Here is a 15,910-nt window from a genome sequence, read left to right on the forward strand (position 1 = left end):
CGTTCCTCTCCTGTCGTCTACCGATGGCGCCCGTGCCTGCCCCGTGTCAGGCGGCCCCCTCACGTTGTTTGGTCGGGCGGGTGGTTGCGAGCGAAGGCCGGGCAGCGCCCTGGCCCTGCAGGCTGGTGATGGTGGCAAGCGGCTGCACGTTGAATTCCGGCGCGAGCTCCTGATAGGACAGAACCGCAAGCTCGATGCCGTGCTGCGCCAGGAAACTGCGCATGTGCCGCCGGACGTCTCCCGCCGTCAGGACGACCGGCGCGGCATCGGGCGCAGTTTCCCGGAGAGCCCGGCCGATCTGCGTGACGATGGACTGGGCCTGCTCCTCCGGCAGGCCGAGGAAGCCGCCTAGCGTCGCCGTCTGCTGGCCAGCGCGCAGCAATTCCTCTGCCGAGGGCTGCATGACATAGGCGGCGATGACGCGGTTGCGGTCGGCGGCTCGGAAGCTGATCTGCCTCTTCAGCGCAACGCGCACATGCTCGGCAAGCAGGGCCGGATCCTGCTGGTGGGCGCCTGCATCCACCAAGGCTTCCAGAATGATGCGCAGATTGCGGATCGGCACGTTTTCCGCCACCAGACGGCGCAGCACCTCGGCAATCTTCTGCAGCGGCACCGTTTCGCGGGCTTCCCTGACCAGCTCGCCATAGTCCTGCTCGGCTTCGGAAAGCAGTGCCCGGGTCTCCTGGATGCCGACGAAGTGCCCGGCATAGCGCCTCAACACATCCTCGGCCCATTGGCCGACGACTTCTCCCGGCTCGGAGGAGACCAGCCCAGCCTCTGCCAAGGCCGGTGCCGCACCGGCGTCGACCCACAAGACCTGGTCACGCGGGCCGGCGGGATGTTCCTCGTAGGCGAGGCCGAGCAGAGCGAGGTTGGCGGCATCACCCTCGACCTTGATACGGCCTTCGGGCAGATCCGCCTCCAGGACCGGCGCCTCCTCCACGTCGATCCGGATGTGCTGGCCCGGCACAGCCGGGTCTTCATAGACCCCGATACGGGGCAGCTCTACGCCCAGATCATCGTAGAGGCGCTGGCGAATACCGCCCACATGCTCGTCCAGCACGGCCCTGTCGAGCAGCGTGCCCTTGCCGTAGCGAACCAGGATCCGGCTCGAAGGCAGGGTCTCCTCCCCTTCCTCGGCCGTGAGGGAACCGGAAGCCTTGCCGGACCGCGCGACATCGGAGGCAATCGCGGAGTTCGAGCTCTGTCCCTCCTCCTTCGTCCCCTTGGCATTGCGATGGAGGGCATAGGCGCCAACACCCAATATGGCACCGAGAATCAGGAAGATGATGGTGGGGAAGCCAGGCACCAGGCTGAGACCGGCCAGGATGACCGCAGCCAGACTCAGCGTGCGCGAATCGCGCAACAGCTGCCCGGCGATCTGGCCGCCGAGATCGCCTTCGCCCTCCGCTCCTGAAACGCGGGTGATCATGGTGCCCGAAGCCACCGCCACCAGCAGCGCCGGGATCTGGGCTACCAGGCCATCGCCTACCGTCAGCAGGGCATAGGTGGAGGCCGCCACGCCAACCGACATGCCGTGCTGCAGGGTGCCGACGGCGATACCACCGATCAGGTTGACCAGGATGATGACGATGCCGGCGATGACGTCGCCCTTGACGAATTTCATGGCACCGTCCATGGCGCCGAAGAGCTGGCTTTCGCGCTCCAGACGTTGCCGGAGCCGGCGCGCCTCCGTCTTGTCGATGTCGCCATTGCGCAATTCGGCGTCGATGCTCATCTGCTTGCCCGGCAGAGCATCCAGAGTGAAGCGCGCGGCGACTTCCGCGACCCGCTCCGCGCCCTTGGCGATGACCAGGAACTGCGCGATGGTGATGATCAGGAACACCACCAGTCCCACTGCGATACTGCCGCCGACCACGAAGGTGCCGAAGGCCGTGATGATCTGGCCGGCATCGGCCTGGAGCAGGATGAGGCGGGTCGTGGTGATGGTGATGGCGAGGCGAAACAGCGTCGCCACCAGGATCACCGATGGCAGGGACGAGAAATCGAGCGGATGGGTGACGTAGAGCGCGGCGAGCAGCACCAGCACGCTGATGGCGATGTTGATGGTGATCAGCACGTCGACCAGCTCTGTCGGCAACGGGATGAGCATCATGATCACCGCGACCAGCATCATGATCGCGATGACGAGATCGGCGCGCTTGGCGGCCTTGGCAAGGAACGTCAGAAGGCGGTCAGGCATGCTCATTCAGCTCTCGTTGCGCCAGAAAGTCCTGAAAGGACCGCCGCGCTTCCACGGGGCGCCCCGCCGCCAGCAAGGCCTTGCCCTTGAGCAAGGCGAGGGCGGGATGGTCGGCGCTTTCCAGTTCCTCCAGCCTTTCGATCGTGGCGAGCGCCTTGCCCGCCTCGCCGCCCAGCACGAGCAGATGGGCCAGGGTCTGCAGGACTTCCGCATTCGCCGGCTCGAGCTGCGCCGCGATCAGGAGATAGGCCGTGCCGCGCTTGACCTGGCCGTGGCGACCATAGAGATAGCCCAGCAGGTGCAGCAGCTTTACGGTGTCCTGCCGGTCGGTCAGCTCTCGGTTTCCTTCTGCAGCCGCGCCATCAGGTCGCGATGACGTTCGATTTCCTCCTCCATCAGCGATCGGGCGAGGCTGCGAAGCTGGTCTCCACCTTCCAACTGGGGCACCAGATCGGTGATGCAGTAGCGCAGGATGGGTACCGAACGGCGCAGAATGGCCGAGCCGGCTCCCTTGGGCATCACCAGATCCTGCAGTTCGTCGTCGAGGGAGCGCTTGGCCGATGGCCCGGCCGCTCTGCCCGCCGATCGCGGCGTGGCTTCCGAACGCTCGCTCCTACCGGCCTTGCCGGCCTCTTCGGAGCGTGACTCGATCGAATGCAGTCGCCGCCGGTTGACCGGAGGCCCCTGCAAGCCCTTGACGTTCGTCTCCTGGCTGGACGAATCGAGATGGGGTGCATCGAGGCGAATGGCATCCAGCCGTCGGGTCATCGGTATTTCAAGGTGAGTGTCGAGCCGTTCTTGGCCAGGCGCAGATCATCTTCGCCGATCTTCTCGATGGTCCAGCCGCCGGTGACGAATGCCCCTTCGTGATAGCGAGCGCCGTCGCTGGCGATGACATAGGGCCGCTCACCGAACCAGATCGCCCGCAGCGTGAGCGGCGGCGACTGTGCGGGCTTGCCCGTCTCGACACGCGAGACGAGCGGTACGCGGTCGCCATATGCCTGGTCGTAGCGCGCCTGGACGTCGCGCCAGGCCTCGCCCTGCTGCGCCGGCAGCACGCCCGAGACGACCAGCCGGTCCTTTTCCGTGGCGATGGTCAGATTGGAGAATCCCGCAGCCGCCAGACGGCCCGCAAGGTCGTCACGAGCACGGCTCGCGGGAGCAGCCGCATCGGTCGAGCTCGTGACGACCGGCTGTGCGGCGGGTTTTTCGGTGATGTCAGCAAGCGGATGCGGTGCTTCGGTCCGGTGAGGCTGGGAGGAAAATGCCGTGGCGCTCGGCAGCCAGTTCAGGGCAAGCGAGGCTCCCACCACCGTGACGATCACGGCACCGCTCGCGAAAAGCAAGCGCCCGAGCCAGGTTCCGCCACCCAAACGTGCGGCCCTTGACGATCCACGCCGGGCTTCCAGGCGAAACCGCGCTTCACCGATGCCGACTTCGAGCGGCAGGCGGCAGCGGCGGCCATGGCCCTCGGGCAGGATCTCGCCCTTTGCAAGGCTGAGCGCCCCACCGAGGGCCTCGATCTCCACCCGGCCGCCCCGGTAGCGCAGGCGCGCATGAAGAGGCGCAATCCCCGCATCCCTCAGGACGATGTCGGCATCCCTGCCGGAACCGATCGTATGCTCCGCCTCGTCCAACCCGAGGCTGGCATCCTTGTGGAGGCCATCGGTCACCTGGAAATTCACGGCCGATTCGGGCTCGAATCGGGTCTTGTCCGCAGCCGGCGGTGGCGAGGGCCGACGCAGGGCATGCGCCTCACCTTGAGCCTTGTCGATCATTCCGGTGGGCATCGTTCCAGTCCCCAATCCCCAGTCGGGCCGCCTTTTCCGATCTGCGCCATCGGAAAACGGCTCAGACAATACGGTTCGAGCGCCGCCGGCCAGGGCCGGCGGCGCTCGTCATTCAGGTCTTGCTGCCGCGGGTGATGTTGTCGGCGGCCTTGTTTTTGACGCCGATTTCAGTCGTCGCCACCTGAAGCTTCAGGTTCAGCAAGAACATCTTTTCCATTTTCGCGATCGCATCGTCGACAGCCCCGCTGGGGGTGCTGGATGCGTTTGGATTTAGGGAAGACACGGACATCGTTCACTCCTTGAATCGCGCTTCGAACGGCGAGATCACAAGACCGCGAAGGGCATCGCTCGGATCGCCGTCGCCGGCATGCTAGTGAATCTCGGAATGAAAGTCCATTTGGAATGCATGCTATTAATAAGTTCCAATTGTTGCATTGGCGAAGGCCATGTCATACTCTTGTCATCAACAGATTTGGGTCGCCGCAATGAGAGAAGGTCCGTTGACGCAGCTCCTGGTCGAGCGGTTCGAGACCATGCCGTCGCAACTGAAGCTGGCGGCCCGGTTCGTGCTGGACCACCCCCAGGAAGTGGCGCTGATATCGATGCGCGAGCAGGCGCAGCGGGCCGGTGTCTCGCATTCCACCATGATGCGCCTTGCCCGCTGGCTGGGCCTGGAAGCCTATGAGGACATGCGGGCCCTCTATGCGCAGGCGCTGCGCGAGCCGGGGGCCAAATCAGCCGCCAAGCCGGCCGAAGCGGTGGAGACACCGAGCGTGGCGGAGGACGGCCAGGGCTATTCGACGGTCAGCGCGACCACTGACATGCTCGCCGCCCAGGTCGCCCGCCTCGGCGAATATACCAGCGCCATGCAGCATGTCGCCGTCGCCGACATCCTGATCGAAGCACGGCGCGTCTATTGCCTGGGACTGCGGTCGGAACAGGTCGTCGCGACTCACTTTTCCCGCTTGCTCTCGCTGTTCGACGATCGTGGCACGCTGCTCGATGCCGCCGCCAAGGGTGAGGTCGATGCCCTTCGTCATGCCGGTCCCGGAGACGTCATGCTGGTGGTCGGCATGGCGCCCTATGCCCGCGCCACGGTCGAGGTGGCGCGCCGTGCGGCCAAGCGCGGCGTGACCATCGTGGCGATCACCGACAGCCGCGTGTCGCCTTTGGCACGCCTGGCGCGTGCCAGCGTCATCGTCACGGTCGAATCCCATTCCTTCTTCAGGAGCGTCACCCCGGCCCTCGCGGCGGCGGAGATCCTCATCGCTCTCATCGCTCAACGGTCCGGCGTCGACGTCAAGGAAGCGATGCGCGCCGTGGAGCAGCATCTCAGCGAATACGATGTCTACTGGACGCCCTCGCGATGAGGGCGCCACAGCCACTTTGAAACCCGGCTCAGGCGTTCCGGTGGAGGTGCGCAAGAAATCGGGCTGCCTTTGGAGATTCAACGCATGGTCGTTCGTCCCATCTTTCTGCCGCCGCCACCTCCGCCGAAGATCACGCCCAAGAACGACATCGACCGCATCGCAGAACTTCGAGCCCAGGCACAGAAGCTGCGCGAGCAGATCCGACTCGCACAGAAGATGGGCGAGGCCGAAGAAGCCACCAAGCTGCAGAAGGAACTCAAGCAGACCAATACGGAGCTGACGAAACTCGAGCCGCCGGCGACGGCACCAAGCCCGGTCGTCACGCCGCTGGCCCTTGCCAACAGCACGCCTCTGCTCCCTTCATCCGGTACGCCGACGGTGACCCCGGCGCTGTTTGTCACGCCCCAGAGCGGCACGCCAGCCGTTACGCTCGTCGACAATCCCGCTCCCGTCGATACGCCGAAGCCGGGGGCCGATGCCGGCGCCATCGTCAAGGACGTTCAGGCAGGCAAGAGCGTCGACCAGATCGCCACCGAACGCGGGCTGACGCGCGACCAGGTGCTCAATGAGCTCAAGGCCGGCGGCCTCGACATCAAGACGACCGATCCGAAGAGCGACAATGGCGACGTCCGCACCACTGAGATCAGCGACCCCAAGACCGGCCAGACCGTCACCGAATATTACGATTTCCAGCACGGCACCTACTACACGCAGGTGAAGGATGCCAAGGGCAAGGAGACCGACACGCCGGTGCGCGACGAATCCGGCCAGAAGATCACCACCAACTACGACCCGAAGACGGGAACGACGACAACCCGCCGCGAGGACGATCTGGGAACGGGAACGATCACCCAGACGACGCAGCTCTCCAATGGCGTGACGACGGTGAAGACGACCGGCGCGGACGGCAAGTCCACCACGGTGGTGACCGATGCCAAGGGGCAGAAGACCACGCTTGCCGCCAGCCAGGACCCAACCCGCAAGGGAGCCGAGGGCATCGGGAAGGATGTCGCCGCCGGCAAGAGCATCGACCAGATCGCCGCCGAACGCGGGCTGACCAAGGAGCAGGTGACCGCGCAGCTCGCGGCCGCGGGCCTGGAGGTCAAGACGAGCCAGCCCACCAGCGACAATGGCGACGTGCAATCGACGGAGATCGTCGACCAGAAGACCGGCAAGACGGTCACCGGCTACTACCAGGACTATCAGCACGATTCCCAAACGGTGCGCACGACCGACGAAAAGGGCAATGCGGTCACCACCAGCACGGAAGCCAACGGGACCGAGACCAAGAGCGTCGTGGAGGGCAATGGTCGCACCACGCGCACCGTGAAGCAGGGCAAGGACACCACCGTCTCCGTGACCTTCAACGGCTACACGCTGACCACCAAGCCGGATGGCAGCATGACCCTGCATGACGACGCCACCGGGCGCGACGTCAAGGTCAAGCCCGACAGCGCCGAGGCCGCGCTCGCCCAGACCCTCGTTTCCATCGACCCCAAGAGCTCCGATCCGCAGGAAGCCAAGAAGGCCGAGATCGTCAAGACCACCCTCGACGGCATCTTCGCCGGCGAGGAATTGCCAAGCCTGCAGCAGGCCGTCACCGACCTGCACCAGAAAACCCAGGACGCCATCGCAAAATATGGCGAGGGCCAGCCTGGAACCAATCCGACGGCGGAAAACCCCTATGGCACCCCGCCCCCCGGCAAGGCACCGTCAGGCGGCGACTGGGTGCCGAAGAACGGCAAATGGGTCGATCCGGTGGTCGCCAAGGCGATGGACGCCGAAAACGTCGCCATCGGGCAGCGGGCCGAGGCCAGTGCCAAGGTCAATCAGTCACAGGCACAGCTGAACGTCTACGCGCTCGATCCCGCCTATAAGGGCGCGATGACCGACGCCAAGGCCCTGCTCGACGACAAGCTGGCCCCCTTTGGCCTGCAATGGAACGCGCCGACGCCGGAGGGCTCGCTCGCCGACGCCAAGAAGGCCCTCACCGATGCCAACAGCCAGCTCACCAATGCGACGACGGCGCGCGAGAACTACGAGAAGGCCCAACGCCTTCTCGACCAGGCGATCAGCAAGCAGGCGACATTGCCGCCTCCGCCCCCCCTCCCCGGGCAGACGACGGTAAGGGCCACCGCCGCCGACGATCATACCAACTACGAATTGAAGGACGCCCAGTCCAAGGCGGCCCATGACGACGTCACTGCGCTGTTCTACCAGGCGGGGCTGTCTTCCAGCCAGGGCGACAAGGCACTGGCGGACTATCTCGTCGGCGTCCGGCAGCAGGAGGTCAACGCCACCAAGCCAGGCACGCCGGAGCGCACGGCGGCTGAGAAAAATCTCAGCGATGCCAAGACATTGAGCGAGAATGCCGGCAAGCAGGTCGATGCAGCCACGACCTATTCCAACTTCTATTCGGCCACGAGCACGCTTTCTGGCCAGGAAGTTCAGGCCACCGATCTCCGGCAGAAGATTCTGGCACAGTACCGCGCCGCCAATCCCGGCTCCTTCGATATGGAGAAGGAATATTCCACCTATGGCGGCGACTATCTGGGCAAGATCAAGGAACAGCACGTCATAGAGGATCCCAAGGATCATCAGCTCTACCTGGAGACCAAATACGAGCACGATACCAAACGGGTCCAACTGACCTTCGCGACCAGCGACAAGAACATCCGCGAGGACCTGCGCAACGGCGAACTCAACAAGCAGTGGCAGGCGCTTCTCAACAACCCCGCCAACGCCAATATGTGCTACGCCGACGGCCGGGGAGGCCTGGCGGCGGCCAAGGCGGCGCAGGTTTCGGCCGGCCAGCAGATCCAGGCGATGATGAAGGACCAGCTCGGTCTGGTGCGGGACGGTCTCGACAAGCAGATCACCGGGCTGAAGACCGATCTCGATGGCGCCCTCAAGCAGCACGGCCCGGGCAGTGTCGAGGCGCCCGCAGGCCTGCTGCCCCAGGGTACCCAGCCCGTGGAGGTCACGGTCAATGGCCAAAAGGTGCAGGTGACCCCGGACATGGCCGGCGACGTGCAGCGCGGCGGCATCGATGCCATCGTCAAGAGCGGCAAGCCTGTTCGCATGGAGATCAATGGCCAGTGGTTATGGGTCCATCCCGACGTCGCGGCGGCCCAGATCCGGCTCGATGCGGTGCAGGATCAGCGCGCCAGCGTCGAGAATGCCCGCCAATCGGCCGAGCGCTCCGAGCAATGGTATTCCTTCCTGCTGACCCAGCCGCTCAAGCTGTTGGACGATGCGGGATCGGCGCCCTATTATGCCCATCTGCAGAGCGTCTATCTCGACGACCATCCCGACCAGGCGATGTCGGTCTACCAGGCCACGTTCCAGAACCTCTACAATTCCGGCTACAATGACCAGTTCACGCCGCTCGAGGGGCGCCAGGCCCAGGAAGGGCTGGTTGCGCGCACCCTCGGCCTCGACACTTCCAGTGACGATGGCCGCACGACCCTCGACAAGGTCGTCGACGAGATCCGCGACATCGGCGGCAACACCGCCTCGGTCAAGGTCGTGCCCCTGTTCTATGTCGACGACAAGGTCGGTGCGCAACAGGTCTCGCTTTTCGCCGTCCAGGATGGCGATAAGACCTGGTATGTCGATGCCACCGGCCAGAAATTCGAGTCCATCAAGGATTTCCAGGACAACAACCGCCAGTTCCAGGAAAGCGGCAAGCTGATCGTGCCTGTTGGCCTCAGCATGAAGCCCGGGGCCGACGGCAAGATCGACCTGGAGGTCGTGCAGGCCCGCAATGTCTCGACCTTCGACAAGATCATCGATCCGATCGTGGGCATCGGCACCGCCCTCGCCACGGCCGTCGCCGTCATTCCCAATCCCTTCTCGCCGCTCGCCGCCGGCGTGGCCTATGCCGGAGGCGCCTATCTCGGCACCCGCGCCGTCATTAAGGAAGTGGACTATCTCCAGCATGGCGGCGAACTGGGCGACATGGAATCGATGATGAACATCGGCACTGTGGCCACCACCGTCCTGCCGATGGGATCGAGCGTGTTGCGCACCATCGGCATGGCAAAAACCACGGAATTGTCGGTGACGCAGGCGTTCCGGGCCAGCATCGGCATGACCGGGCAAGGCAGCTCCGTCGCCACGACGGCAGACGCCTATATGAGGAGTTCGGGCGGGCTGAACCGCACCGCGCGCGGCCTCGACTGGGCAGCCATCGGCACGGGCGTGCCGCTGACGGCAGTATCGGCCCATGACCTGGCCGCCTATGGCGACCAGATGAGCGGCCTGGAATTCGCCAGCGCGTTGACCAGCCTCGGCGTCGGCGTCGCCGGCACGGGCCTGGGCGTCAAGGGGCTGCGAGCCACCAAGCCGCTCGCCGCGGCCGACGAGTCGGCCGGCGGGTCCCCTTCGACGGCATTGCCTGCCTCGGTAAATACACGCTCGTTCGGCTCGGAAAACGGCCGCACGCTGAACTATCTTCCCGACGGTACGGTGACGATCGGCGGGCAGCCTGTGGCTGCCAAGGACCTGTCGATCGGGCTGTCCAACAAGGGCGCGGTCGACAAGGACACTTTCCTGGTGATCGCCGACGAGACCAACCTGCCTGGCGCGACCCAGCTGATCGAGGACCTGCGCAATGCCGGCTATCGCGACGGCCAGAGCATCACGATCCTCGCCTGCCGCGCCGGTTCCCTCGACCATCAAACCGGCAGTCCCCTCACGCGGTCCCTCGCCGGCGAGGTGGCCGACAGGCTCGGCGTGCGGACGCGCGCCTATGACGGACCTGTCGAGCTTGCCGGCGCCATCAAGCCTGCCGAAGGCGGCAAGGAGGTGGTCGAACTGCCCGGCCTGCCGCTGACCGATGTTTCCAGGGGCGCAACGCTCGAGCAGCCCAACCATGCCGTTCAGGAGCGCTTCTGGTTCAAGGGCGGCAAGAATACCGCGCCTCCTGCCTCCCCGAGCAACGTGAATGTTGCCGGCGACGGTCCCATCGACCCGATCAGCCTGGGCAAGAAGACCGGCCCCGCCCCTTCGGGCCAATCGCCGAAAAGCACGCCTCCCACGCGCAAGCAATTGCAAGCCACCGATCCCAAGCAGCTGGACTTCACCCAGCTCAACGCCAAGAACGTGCCCTGGCTGAAGCCGGACCAGGTCGCCGCGTTCACGCCCAAGCAGTGGGAAGCCTTTAAACAGGCCGGACTGCAGGGTTCGCTCACGCGCGGCCAATTGCAGGCGATTCCGGAAAACAGGATCAGGAATATCGACGCCGGATCCCTGACGAAATCCCAGGTTCGCTCGCTGACCAAGGCTCAGGTCGCGGCCCTCAATGGCAAGCAATTGCAGGGGCTCCATCAGGCCGGCCTGCAGGAGCACCTGACTCAGGGCCAGATCGGGGCGATACCCGACAATCGCGTCCAATATCTCGATAGCGCCAGTTTGACGAAAAGACAGATCGGGGGTCTCTCTCAGGCCCAGATCGCGGCAATGACCAACAGCCAATGGAAAGCCTTCAATCAGGCGGGGCTGCTGCCTCATCTGTCGCGGGCTCAAACGCGCTCGATCCCAGAGAACCGTATTGCAGACCTGAATATCGGCTCCATGCTGCCCAAGCAGGTCTCCTGGTTGACCTTGAAGCAATGGGAAGCCTTCAAGCGATCCGGCCTGCAGGGGCAGTTGACGCAGGCCCAGATCGGCGCGATCCCGAGCAATCGCGTCAAATATCTCGATATCGCCAGTCTGGACGCCAAGCAGGCCGGATGGCTGAAACCCGATCAGCTTTCGGCACTGACCAAGTCGCAGATCAGAGCCTTTTCCGGCGAACAGCTGCGCGCTCTGCCCAATGCATCTGTCGCCGATATGGCAGCCACCCTGACACGCAAGCAGATTCCCGAATTGACGCTGGCGCAGATGGAGGCGGTTGGCGACACCCAGAAGAAAGCGATGAGCGAGGAAGGGCGCAAGCTCCTGGACGAACTCATCGAGGTCCGCAACCTGTCTCCGGATGACATCGCCCGCCTCTCGCCGAGTGGAATCGTCAATCTCACACCCGATCAATTGAGGGATCTGACGCCGGACCAATTGCGCGCCATCGCGCCCAAACGCATCAAATATCTCGATCTGGCCGAGCTCAACCCCTCGCAACTGGCTGAGTTGACGCCGGAGCAGGTGAAGAAACTCAGGCCGAACCAATTGGCAGGCCTGAAGGACGATCAATTGCAGGCCCTCACGCCAGCCCAGGTCGATGTGCTCAAGCCTTTCCAGACCGCCCTGCTGAAGGCCAACCAGCGCTCGGCCCTCAACGGCTACACGCCCGCCTCGGCGCCAGTGCGGGCGCTGGCAAAAATGCGCGCGATGGGCGTCGACGATCTCGTTCTCACCACGACCGCAACGGCCACCTTTGCCGCCATCTGGCCAGCCCTGCCACCGCATGTCCAAGCCTACATGCGAGCCGGTGGTCTCGCCTGGCGCGGTCTGACCATGAGCGCCGCTGCGGCCCTGCCGGGCAAATGGACGGCGCTGCACACACCGCTGGGCCGCATCATGAAGATCGGCGATGCGCTGAGCTATCTGCCGACCCAGGCGGCCGGCATCCCGACCTCGGCCACTCTGGGCGGTGCCGGCGGAGCCCTGTTTGAAGGAAGCAACGCCTTCTATTTCGCCAAGGCCGTGCGCGAAGCCCGTACCGGCCGGCCCACCATGCCGATGGCCGACAAATGGAACCTGCCCTCCTATGCAATCGGGAGCGGCCTCTCGCTCGGCGATTCCATCCCCAAGGACGGCTCGAACCTCGCGAGCCTGCCTGGCGTGCCGGATTTCGTGTCAAAAGGGTTCGACTTCGTTCCGGGCGCCGCCGATACGGTCGACAACGCCGCCTTCCTCCTCGGTTCGGCCTATCTGTGGGCACGCGGTGCCCGGACAGGACTGGGACGCGGGAAATGGGAGCCTAGCATGTCAGGCTTCGATCGTGTCGTCTTCGGTGTCACCTTCGGCGGCGGCATGATCCTGTTCAGCGGCATCGTGGTCGCGAATTGGCTGGATCAGCAGAACAAGGCAAATGCTCCAGGGGTACAGCCCTCCGGCAACAATTCCACGCCGACCCCGACGCCGACAACACCGGCGCCAGCAACGCCAACACCAACGCCGTCAAAGACGACACCAACCCCCACCACCTCGCCTACCGCCACCAGTTCCTCAACTCCCTCGCCGACCACGACGAAAGCGGGCCCGAACAAGCCTCTGCCGAGAGAACCCGGCACATCGGAGGCGACGCCGGCCCAGTTCGTCGTCTCGGCGGATGACGGGCTCAATCTGCGGGACGAGCCGGCTGGCGATTCCGGTGTGGAGACGGTGATCCGGCCAGGTTCCCTGGTCAAGGAAATGGGCGCTTCCAAAACCGACGAATCCGGCAGGACCTGGGTTCCCGTCAGTGCCCATGGTGCGGATGGCACGGAGCATCAGGGCTGGGTCGAAGCCAGTTTCGTGCAGACCCATCCGGCCGGAGCACAGGATGGCGAGGGACGTCTCAATCCCGAACTCGAACGCCAGGGCTATCAGCCGATCATTGCCCGCGACGGCGATACGATGGGCGGCATCGCGCGCAACCATTCGGCCGATGTGCGGGAAACGGTGTTGCTCAACATGGGCCACATCGCCATCCCGGACGTCATCTTTGCTGGGGACCGCATCTACCTGCCTGGCGCGACGGCATGAGATGAGTTTGGAAGCATTCCGAGCTCGCAGGAGTCCGATCTCGCCTTGATTCAGGTCAATGCAAGGCACCGATGACAAGCCCAATCTGCTCCCCGGCTTTGAAGCGAGCCATGGAGGCACAGATGGGCGTGATCATTCGATTGTTGTTGTTCGTGGCGGCGCCCGTCGCCGCTCTTTTCGTGGCCAGGGATTCCCTCAATTTCCAGATCGCCCAGGTGTTCTTCGCGATGATGATCTTCATCGCCGTCGGCGTGATCGCGGCTTTCTGGGCAGGCGGAAAGAAGACCTGATTCTTCCAGCGCGACATTCCCGGGAAGACTGACCGCCGGACCTAAAAAATGATGCTAAAACAATGATTTATGCCAAAGCGTGGGCCAGAAAACGGATCCTCTTCCCGAATATGGCTCTGTGCATCCGATAGGTTCGTCCCAAACGCCAGCCTCGGCCCTGGAAGCCAACACAGCACCCGGAAGGGTTGCGGAGCGCCCTTGTCGGCAATTTCTACAAGAATTTATCAGTATTTTCGTACCTCCGACTACCGCACGACGACCTCGGCGCCAATCGAGGCGCGTTGATAGAGATCGATCACGTCATCGTTCGTCATGCGGATGCAGCCCGAAGAATTGGCAGTGCCGACAGTCCAGGGCGCATTGGTGCCGTGGATGCGATAGAGGGTATTGCCGATATAGAGCGCACGCGCGCCGAGCGGGTTGTTGGGCCCACCGGCCAAGCGCACCGGCAGGTAGTGTCCCTGTGCGGCCTCTCTTTCCCGCATTTCGGCAGGCGGACGCCAATCGGGCCATTCCTTCTTGTCGAGAATGCGGTCCCGGCCCGACCAGGAAAAACCCTCGCGTCCGACCCCGATGGCATATTTGAGCGCCCTGCCGTCGCCAAGCACGTAGTAGAGGCGGCGCTCGCCGGTGTCGACGATGATCGATCCCTTGGGATGGGGTTCGGCGAAGGCCACGATTTGGCGCGCGATCGGCGGCGTGCGCCGCGTCGCCGGTTGACGGGCGGCCCCAGGGGCGGGCTCACCGACGACATCCCCCGGATTGTCCGAGGGCGCGATGACCACGTCATCCTCGCCGTCATAGACCCATGTGCGCGGATCGTAGCCGCCGGCCTGGGCCGCGGCGATACCCATCATCGACAATGATACGGTGCCGACGACAGCGACAGCCATCGCGGCTCTGCGCATGACGGATTGCAGGATCATGGGTTTGCCTCGCAGCCAGCGGCACGCATGAAGACGCCCTGCTTCGACCGTCATTTCCCCTGCTCTCCCCTGCGCGTCGCCTCGTTCGAAAACCGTAACAACGTACCTCCAGCCGCAGCACGAATCTGAAGCGTTTGGCACTTGCCTATGGCTCTATAATCCAATTGGACTTTCATTTCAGCGACGATCACGATAATGTGCGGCACGGTTTGGCAGGCAAATCATGCCGCATGGGACTCACGCTCGAAGAGCGGACGCGTCGTTGCACAGGTAAGGGGCATGGAATTTGAGACCAGCAGGATGGCTATGGGAACGCGTCGTCGCTCCCCTGCCATTCTCGGCTTCGCAGTCGGATTTTGCCTGTGCGTGGCGGCTTTGCCCACGCGCGCAGCCGAGCCTGACTGGCCTGCCGGTCCCTACAAATACATCACCATCGACCAGTCGGTACGCGACGCCTTGACCGAGTTCGGCCGCAACATCCACGTTCCGGTAAAGCTCAGCGACGGGGTGAAAGGTCGCCTGAGTGCCGGCATGCCGATAGGCACGGCGCGCGAGTTCCTGCAATGGGTCTGCGACCGCTACGGACTGGTCTGGTATTATGATGGCTCCAGCCTGGCCGTGGCGACCGAAGCCGAAATGCGTACCGACATGTTCAAGGTCGACGCAGCCACCCTGCCCGGCATCCCCGGCCGACTGCGGGAACTCGGCGTCGCCGATGCACGCTACCCCATCAAGATCGCCCAGAACGAGCGGGTCGTCTCGGTTTCCGGCCCGCCTGCCTATATCGACGCCGTCCGCAAGGCGCTCGGCGTGCTGACCGAGCCGTCCGGTCCGACGCGGGCGCGCGAAGTCGACGGTTCGGCCGAAAATGTCGTGCCGGTGCGTGTTTTCCGAGGCCGGCGCGCCGAGGTCGAGACCCCGCCCGCCGCCAAGCATCCAGGAGAGAGCAAATGAAGATCGAGAGCAACGGTATCAGCCCGACCAATCAGCCCGACCCGAGCAAGGAAAGCCAGGAAGCGGCCCTGCAGAAGCAGATGGAAGAAACCCTCGCCAACTTCGCCGTGAGCATGGCCCAGCAGCAGGGCGACCGGGCTCTGGAAGGCATGCAGCAGGCCCGCAACGAGGAAGGCTGAGCTGGAACCGGAAGGCAGGCCCCAATCGGCGATCGATGAGGAATGAACATGCAGCTTGCAGACGCTGCCATAGGTGCAGTTTCGGCGGCACCCACCCAGTTCCAACCGCCCCAACCACAGGCGAATGTCGAGCATCAGCTCTTCGACTATCTCGTGGAGATGGAAAAGAGCGTTGGCAGAACCGGGCAGCCCAATGATCCCGCCACCCTCGTCGGCGGTGCCCTCCACTCGCTCGAAGGGGTGGTGCAGCAGGCCCAGTCGGCCTTTGCCAAGAACGGGCCCCAGGCAGGTTCCGCCCCGCCGGCCGGCGAAGGAACCGGCAATGCGGCGGCCGGCAATGAAGGGCCACCGGGCCAGCCGAACGCAGATCTGACGCTGGATCGCGCCATTTCCTTCATGTGGGCGGCAGCCAATGTCTCCGTCGCCATCAACAGCGTGACGGCCGCCACCGGCTCGGTCAACACGCTGATCAAACAGCAATAGTGCGTGGCGGGGGCTCCGTGAGGCCA

At 64.3% G+C, this 15,910-nt stretch carries 12 protein-coding genes; 7 read left to right on the forward strand and 5 right to left on the reverse strand.

Going from position 1 to position 15,910, the window contains the following annotated elements; all coding sequences use genetic code 11:
* Positions 1-46 precede the first annotated feature (46 nt).
* Positions 47-2,209 (reverse strand): type III secretion system export apparatus subunit SctV, encoded by a 2,163-nt coding sequence (sctV, locus tag ACTJKX_RS07880; protein WP_440724917.1) that lies wholly within the window; start codon positions 2,207-2,209, stop codon positions 47-49.
* Here sctV and ACTJKX_RS07885 point away from each other — a divergent pair.
* Positions 2,202-2,579: a hypothetical protein gene (locus tag ACTJKX_RS07885; protein ID WP_440724918.1), complete on the forward strand. Its 378-nt coding sequence runs from the start codon at positions 2,202-2,204 to the stop codon at positions 2,577-2,579. The two genes, sctV and ACTJKX_RS07885, sit on opposite strands and share 8 nt — an antisense overlap.
* On the opposite strand, the gene ACTJKX_RS07890 is transcribed toward ACTJKX_RS07885, so the two are convergent.
* From ACTJKX_RS07890 to ACTJKX_RS07900, 3 genes are all read right to left on the reverse strand, one after another.
* Complete coding sequence (locus ACTJKX_RS07890) at positions 2,534-2,971, reverse strand: hypothetical protein (RefSeq protein WP_440724919.1); 438 nt, start codon at positions 2,969-2,971, stop codon at positions 2,534-2,536. The two genes, ACTJKX_RS07885 and ACTJKX_RS07890, sit on opposite strands and share 46 nt — an antisense overlap.
* Positions 2,968-3,993, reverse strand: coding sequence for a SctD/MshK family protein (locus tag ACTJKX_RS07895; RefSeq protein WP_440724920.1), 1,026 nt, complete (start codon positions 3,991-3,993; stop codon positions 2,968-2,970). Before ACTJKX_RS07895 ends, ACTJKX_RS07890 begins: the two co-directional genes overlap by 4 nt.
* 112 nt (positions 3,994-4,105) lie before the next feature.
* Entirely contained in the window at positions 4,106-4,282 is a 177-nt protein-coding gene (locus tag ACTJKX_RS07900; protein WP_156771301.1) for a hypothetical protein, read from the reverse strand.
* 211 nt (positions 4,283-4,493) lie between these two features.
* Here ACTJKX_RS07900 and ACTJKX_RS07905 point away from each other — a divergent pair, with 211 nt between their 5' ends.
* From ACTJKX_RS07905 to ACTJKX_RS07915, 3 genes are all read left to right on the forward strand, one after another.
* Entirely contained in the window at positions 4,494-5,363 is an 870-nt protein-coding gene (locus ACTJKX_RS07905) for a MurR/RpiR family transcriptional regulator (protein WP_367626046.1), read from the forward strand.
* A gap of 84 nt (positions 5,364-5,447) precedes the next feature.
* On the forward strand, positions 5,448-13,052 hold the full coding sequence (locus ACTJKX_RS07910; protein WP_440724921.1) for an SH3 domain-containing protein: 7,605 nt from the start codon (positions 5,448-5,450) through the stop codon (positions 13,050-13,052).
* 122 nt (positions 13,053-13,174) lie between these two features.
* On the forward strand, positions 13,175-13,342 hold the full coding sequence (locus ACTJKX_RS07915) for a hypothetical protein (RefSeq protein WP_367626048.1): 168 nt from the start codon (positions 13,175-13,177) through the stop codon (positions 13,340-13,342).
* 245 nt (positions 13,343-13,587) lie between these two features.
* On the opposite strand, the gene ACTJKX_RS07920 is transcribed toward ACTJKX_RS07915, so the two are convergent.
* Positions 13,588-14,268, reverse strand: a complete 681-nt coding sequence (locus tag ACTJKX_RS07920) for a L,D-transpeptidase (RefSeq protein ID WP_440724922.1) — start codon at positions 14,266-14,268, stop codon at positions 13,588-13,590.
* 306 nt (positions 14,269-14,574) lie between these two features.
* Between ACTJKX_RS07920 and ACTJKX_RS07925 the strand changes: the two genes are divergently transcribed.
* Genes ACTJKX_RS07925 through ACTJKX_RS07935 form a run of 3 tightly spaced genes read left to right on the forward strand, consistent with a single transcriptional unit; the run spans position 14,575 to position 15,884 of the window.
* Positions 14,575-15,222 carry a type III secretion protein gene (locus tag ACTJKX_RS07925; protein WP_415085143.1) on the forward strand — a complete coding sequence of 216 codons (648 nt, stop codon included), beginning with the start codon at positions 14,575-14,577 and terminating at the stop codon, positions 15,220-15,222.
* A complete protein-coding gene (locus ACTJKX_RS07930; RefSeq protein ID WP_068281412.1) occupies positions 15,219-15,401 on the forward strand; it encodes a hypothetical protein in 183 nt (60 codons plus the stop codon). The genes ACTJKX_RS07925 and ACTJKX_RS07930 overlap by 4 nt, the downstream gene beginning before the upstream one ends.
* Before the next feature lie 48 nt (positions 15,402-15,449).
* On the forward strand, positions 15,450-15,884 hold the full coding sequence (locus ACTJKX_RS07935) for a hypothetical protein (RefSeq protein ID WP_311936333.1): 435 nt from the start codon (positions 15,450-15,452) through the stop codon (positions 15,882-15,884).
* Positions 15,885-15,910: the final 26 nt, after the last annotated feature.

Origin of the sequence: Labrys sp. 22185 (assembly GCF_052045555.1) — a bacterium.
Classification (GTDB): domain Bacteria; phylum Pseudomonadota; class Alphaproteobacteria; order Rhizobiales; family Labraceae; genus Labrys; species Labrys neptuniae.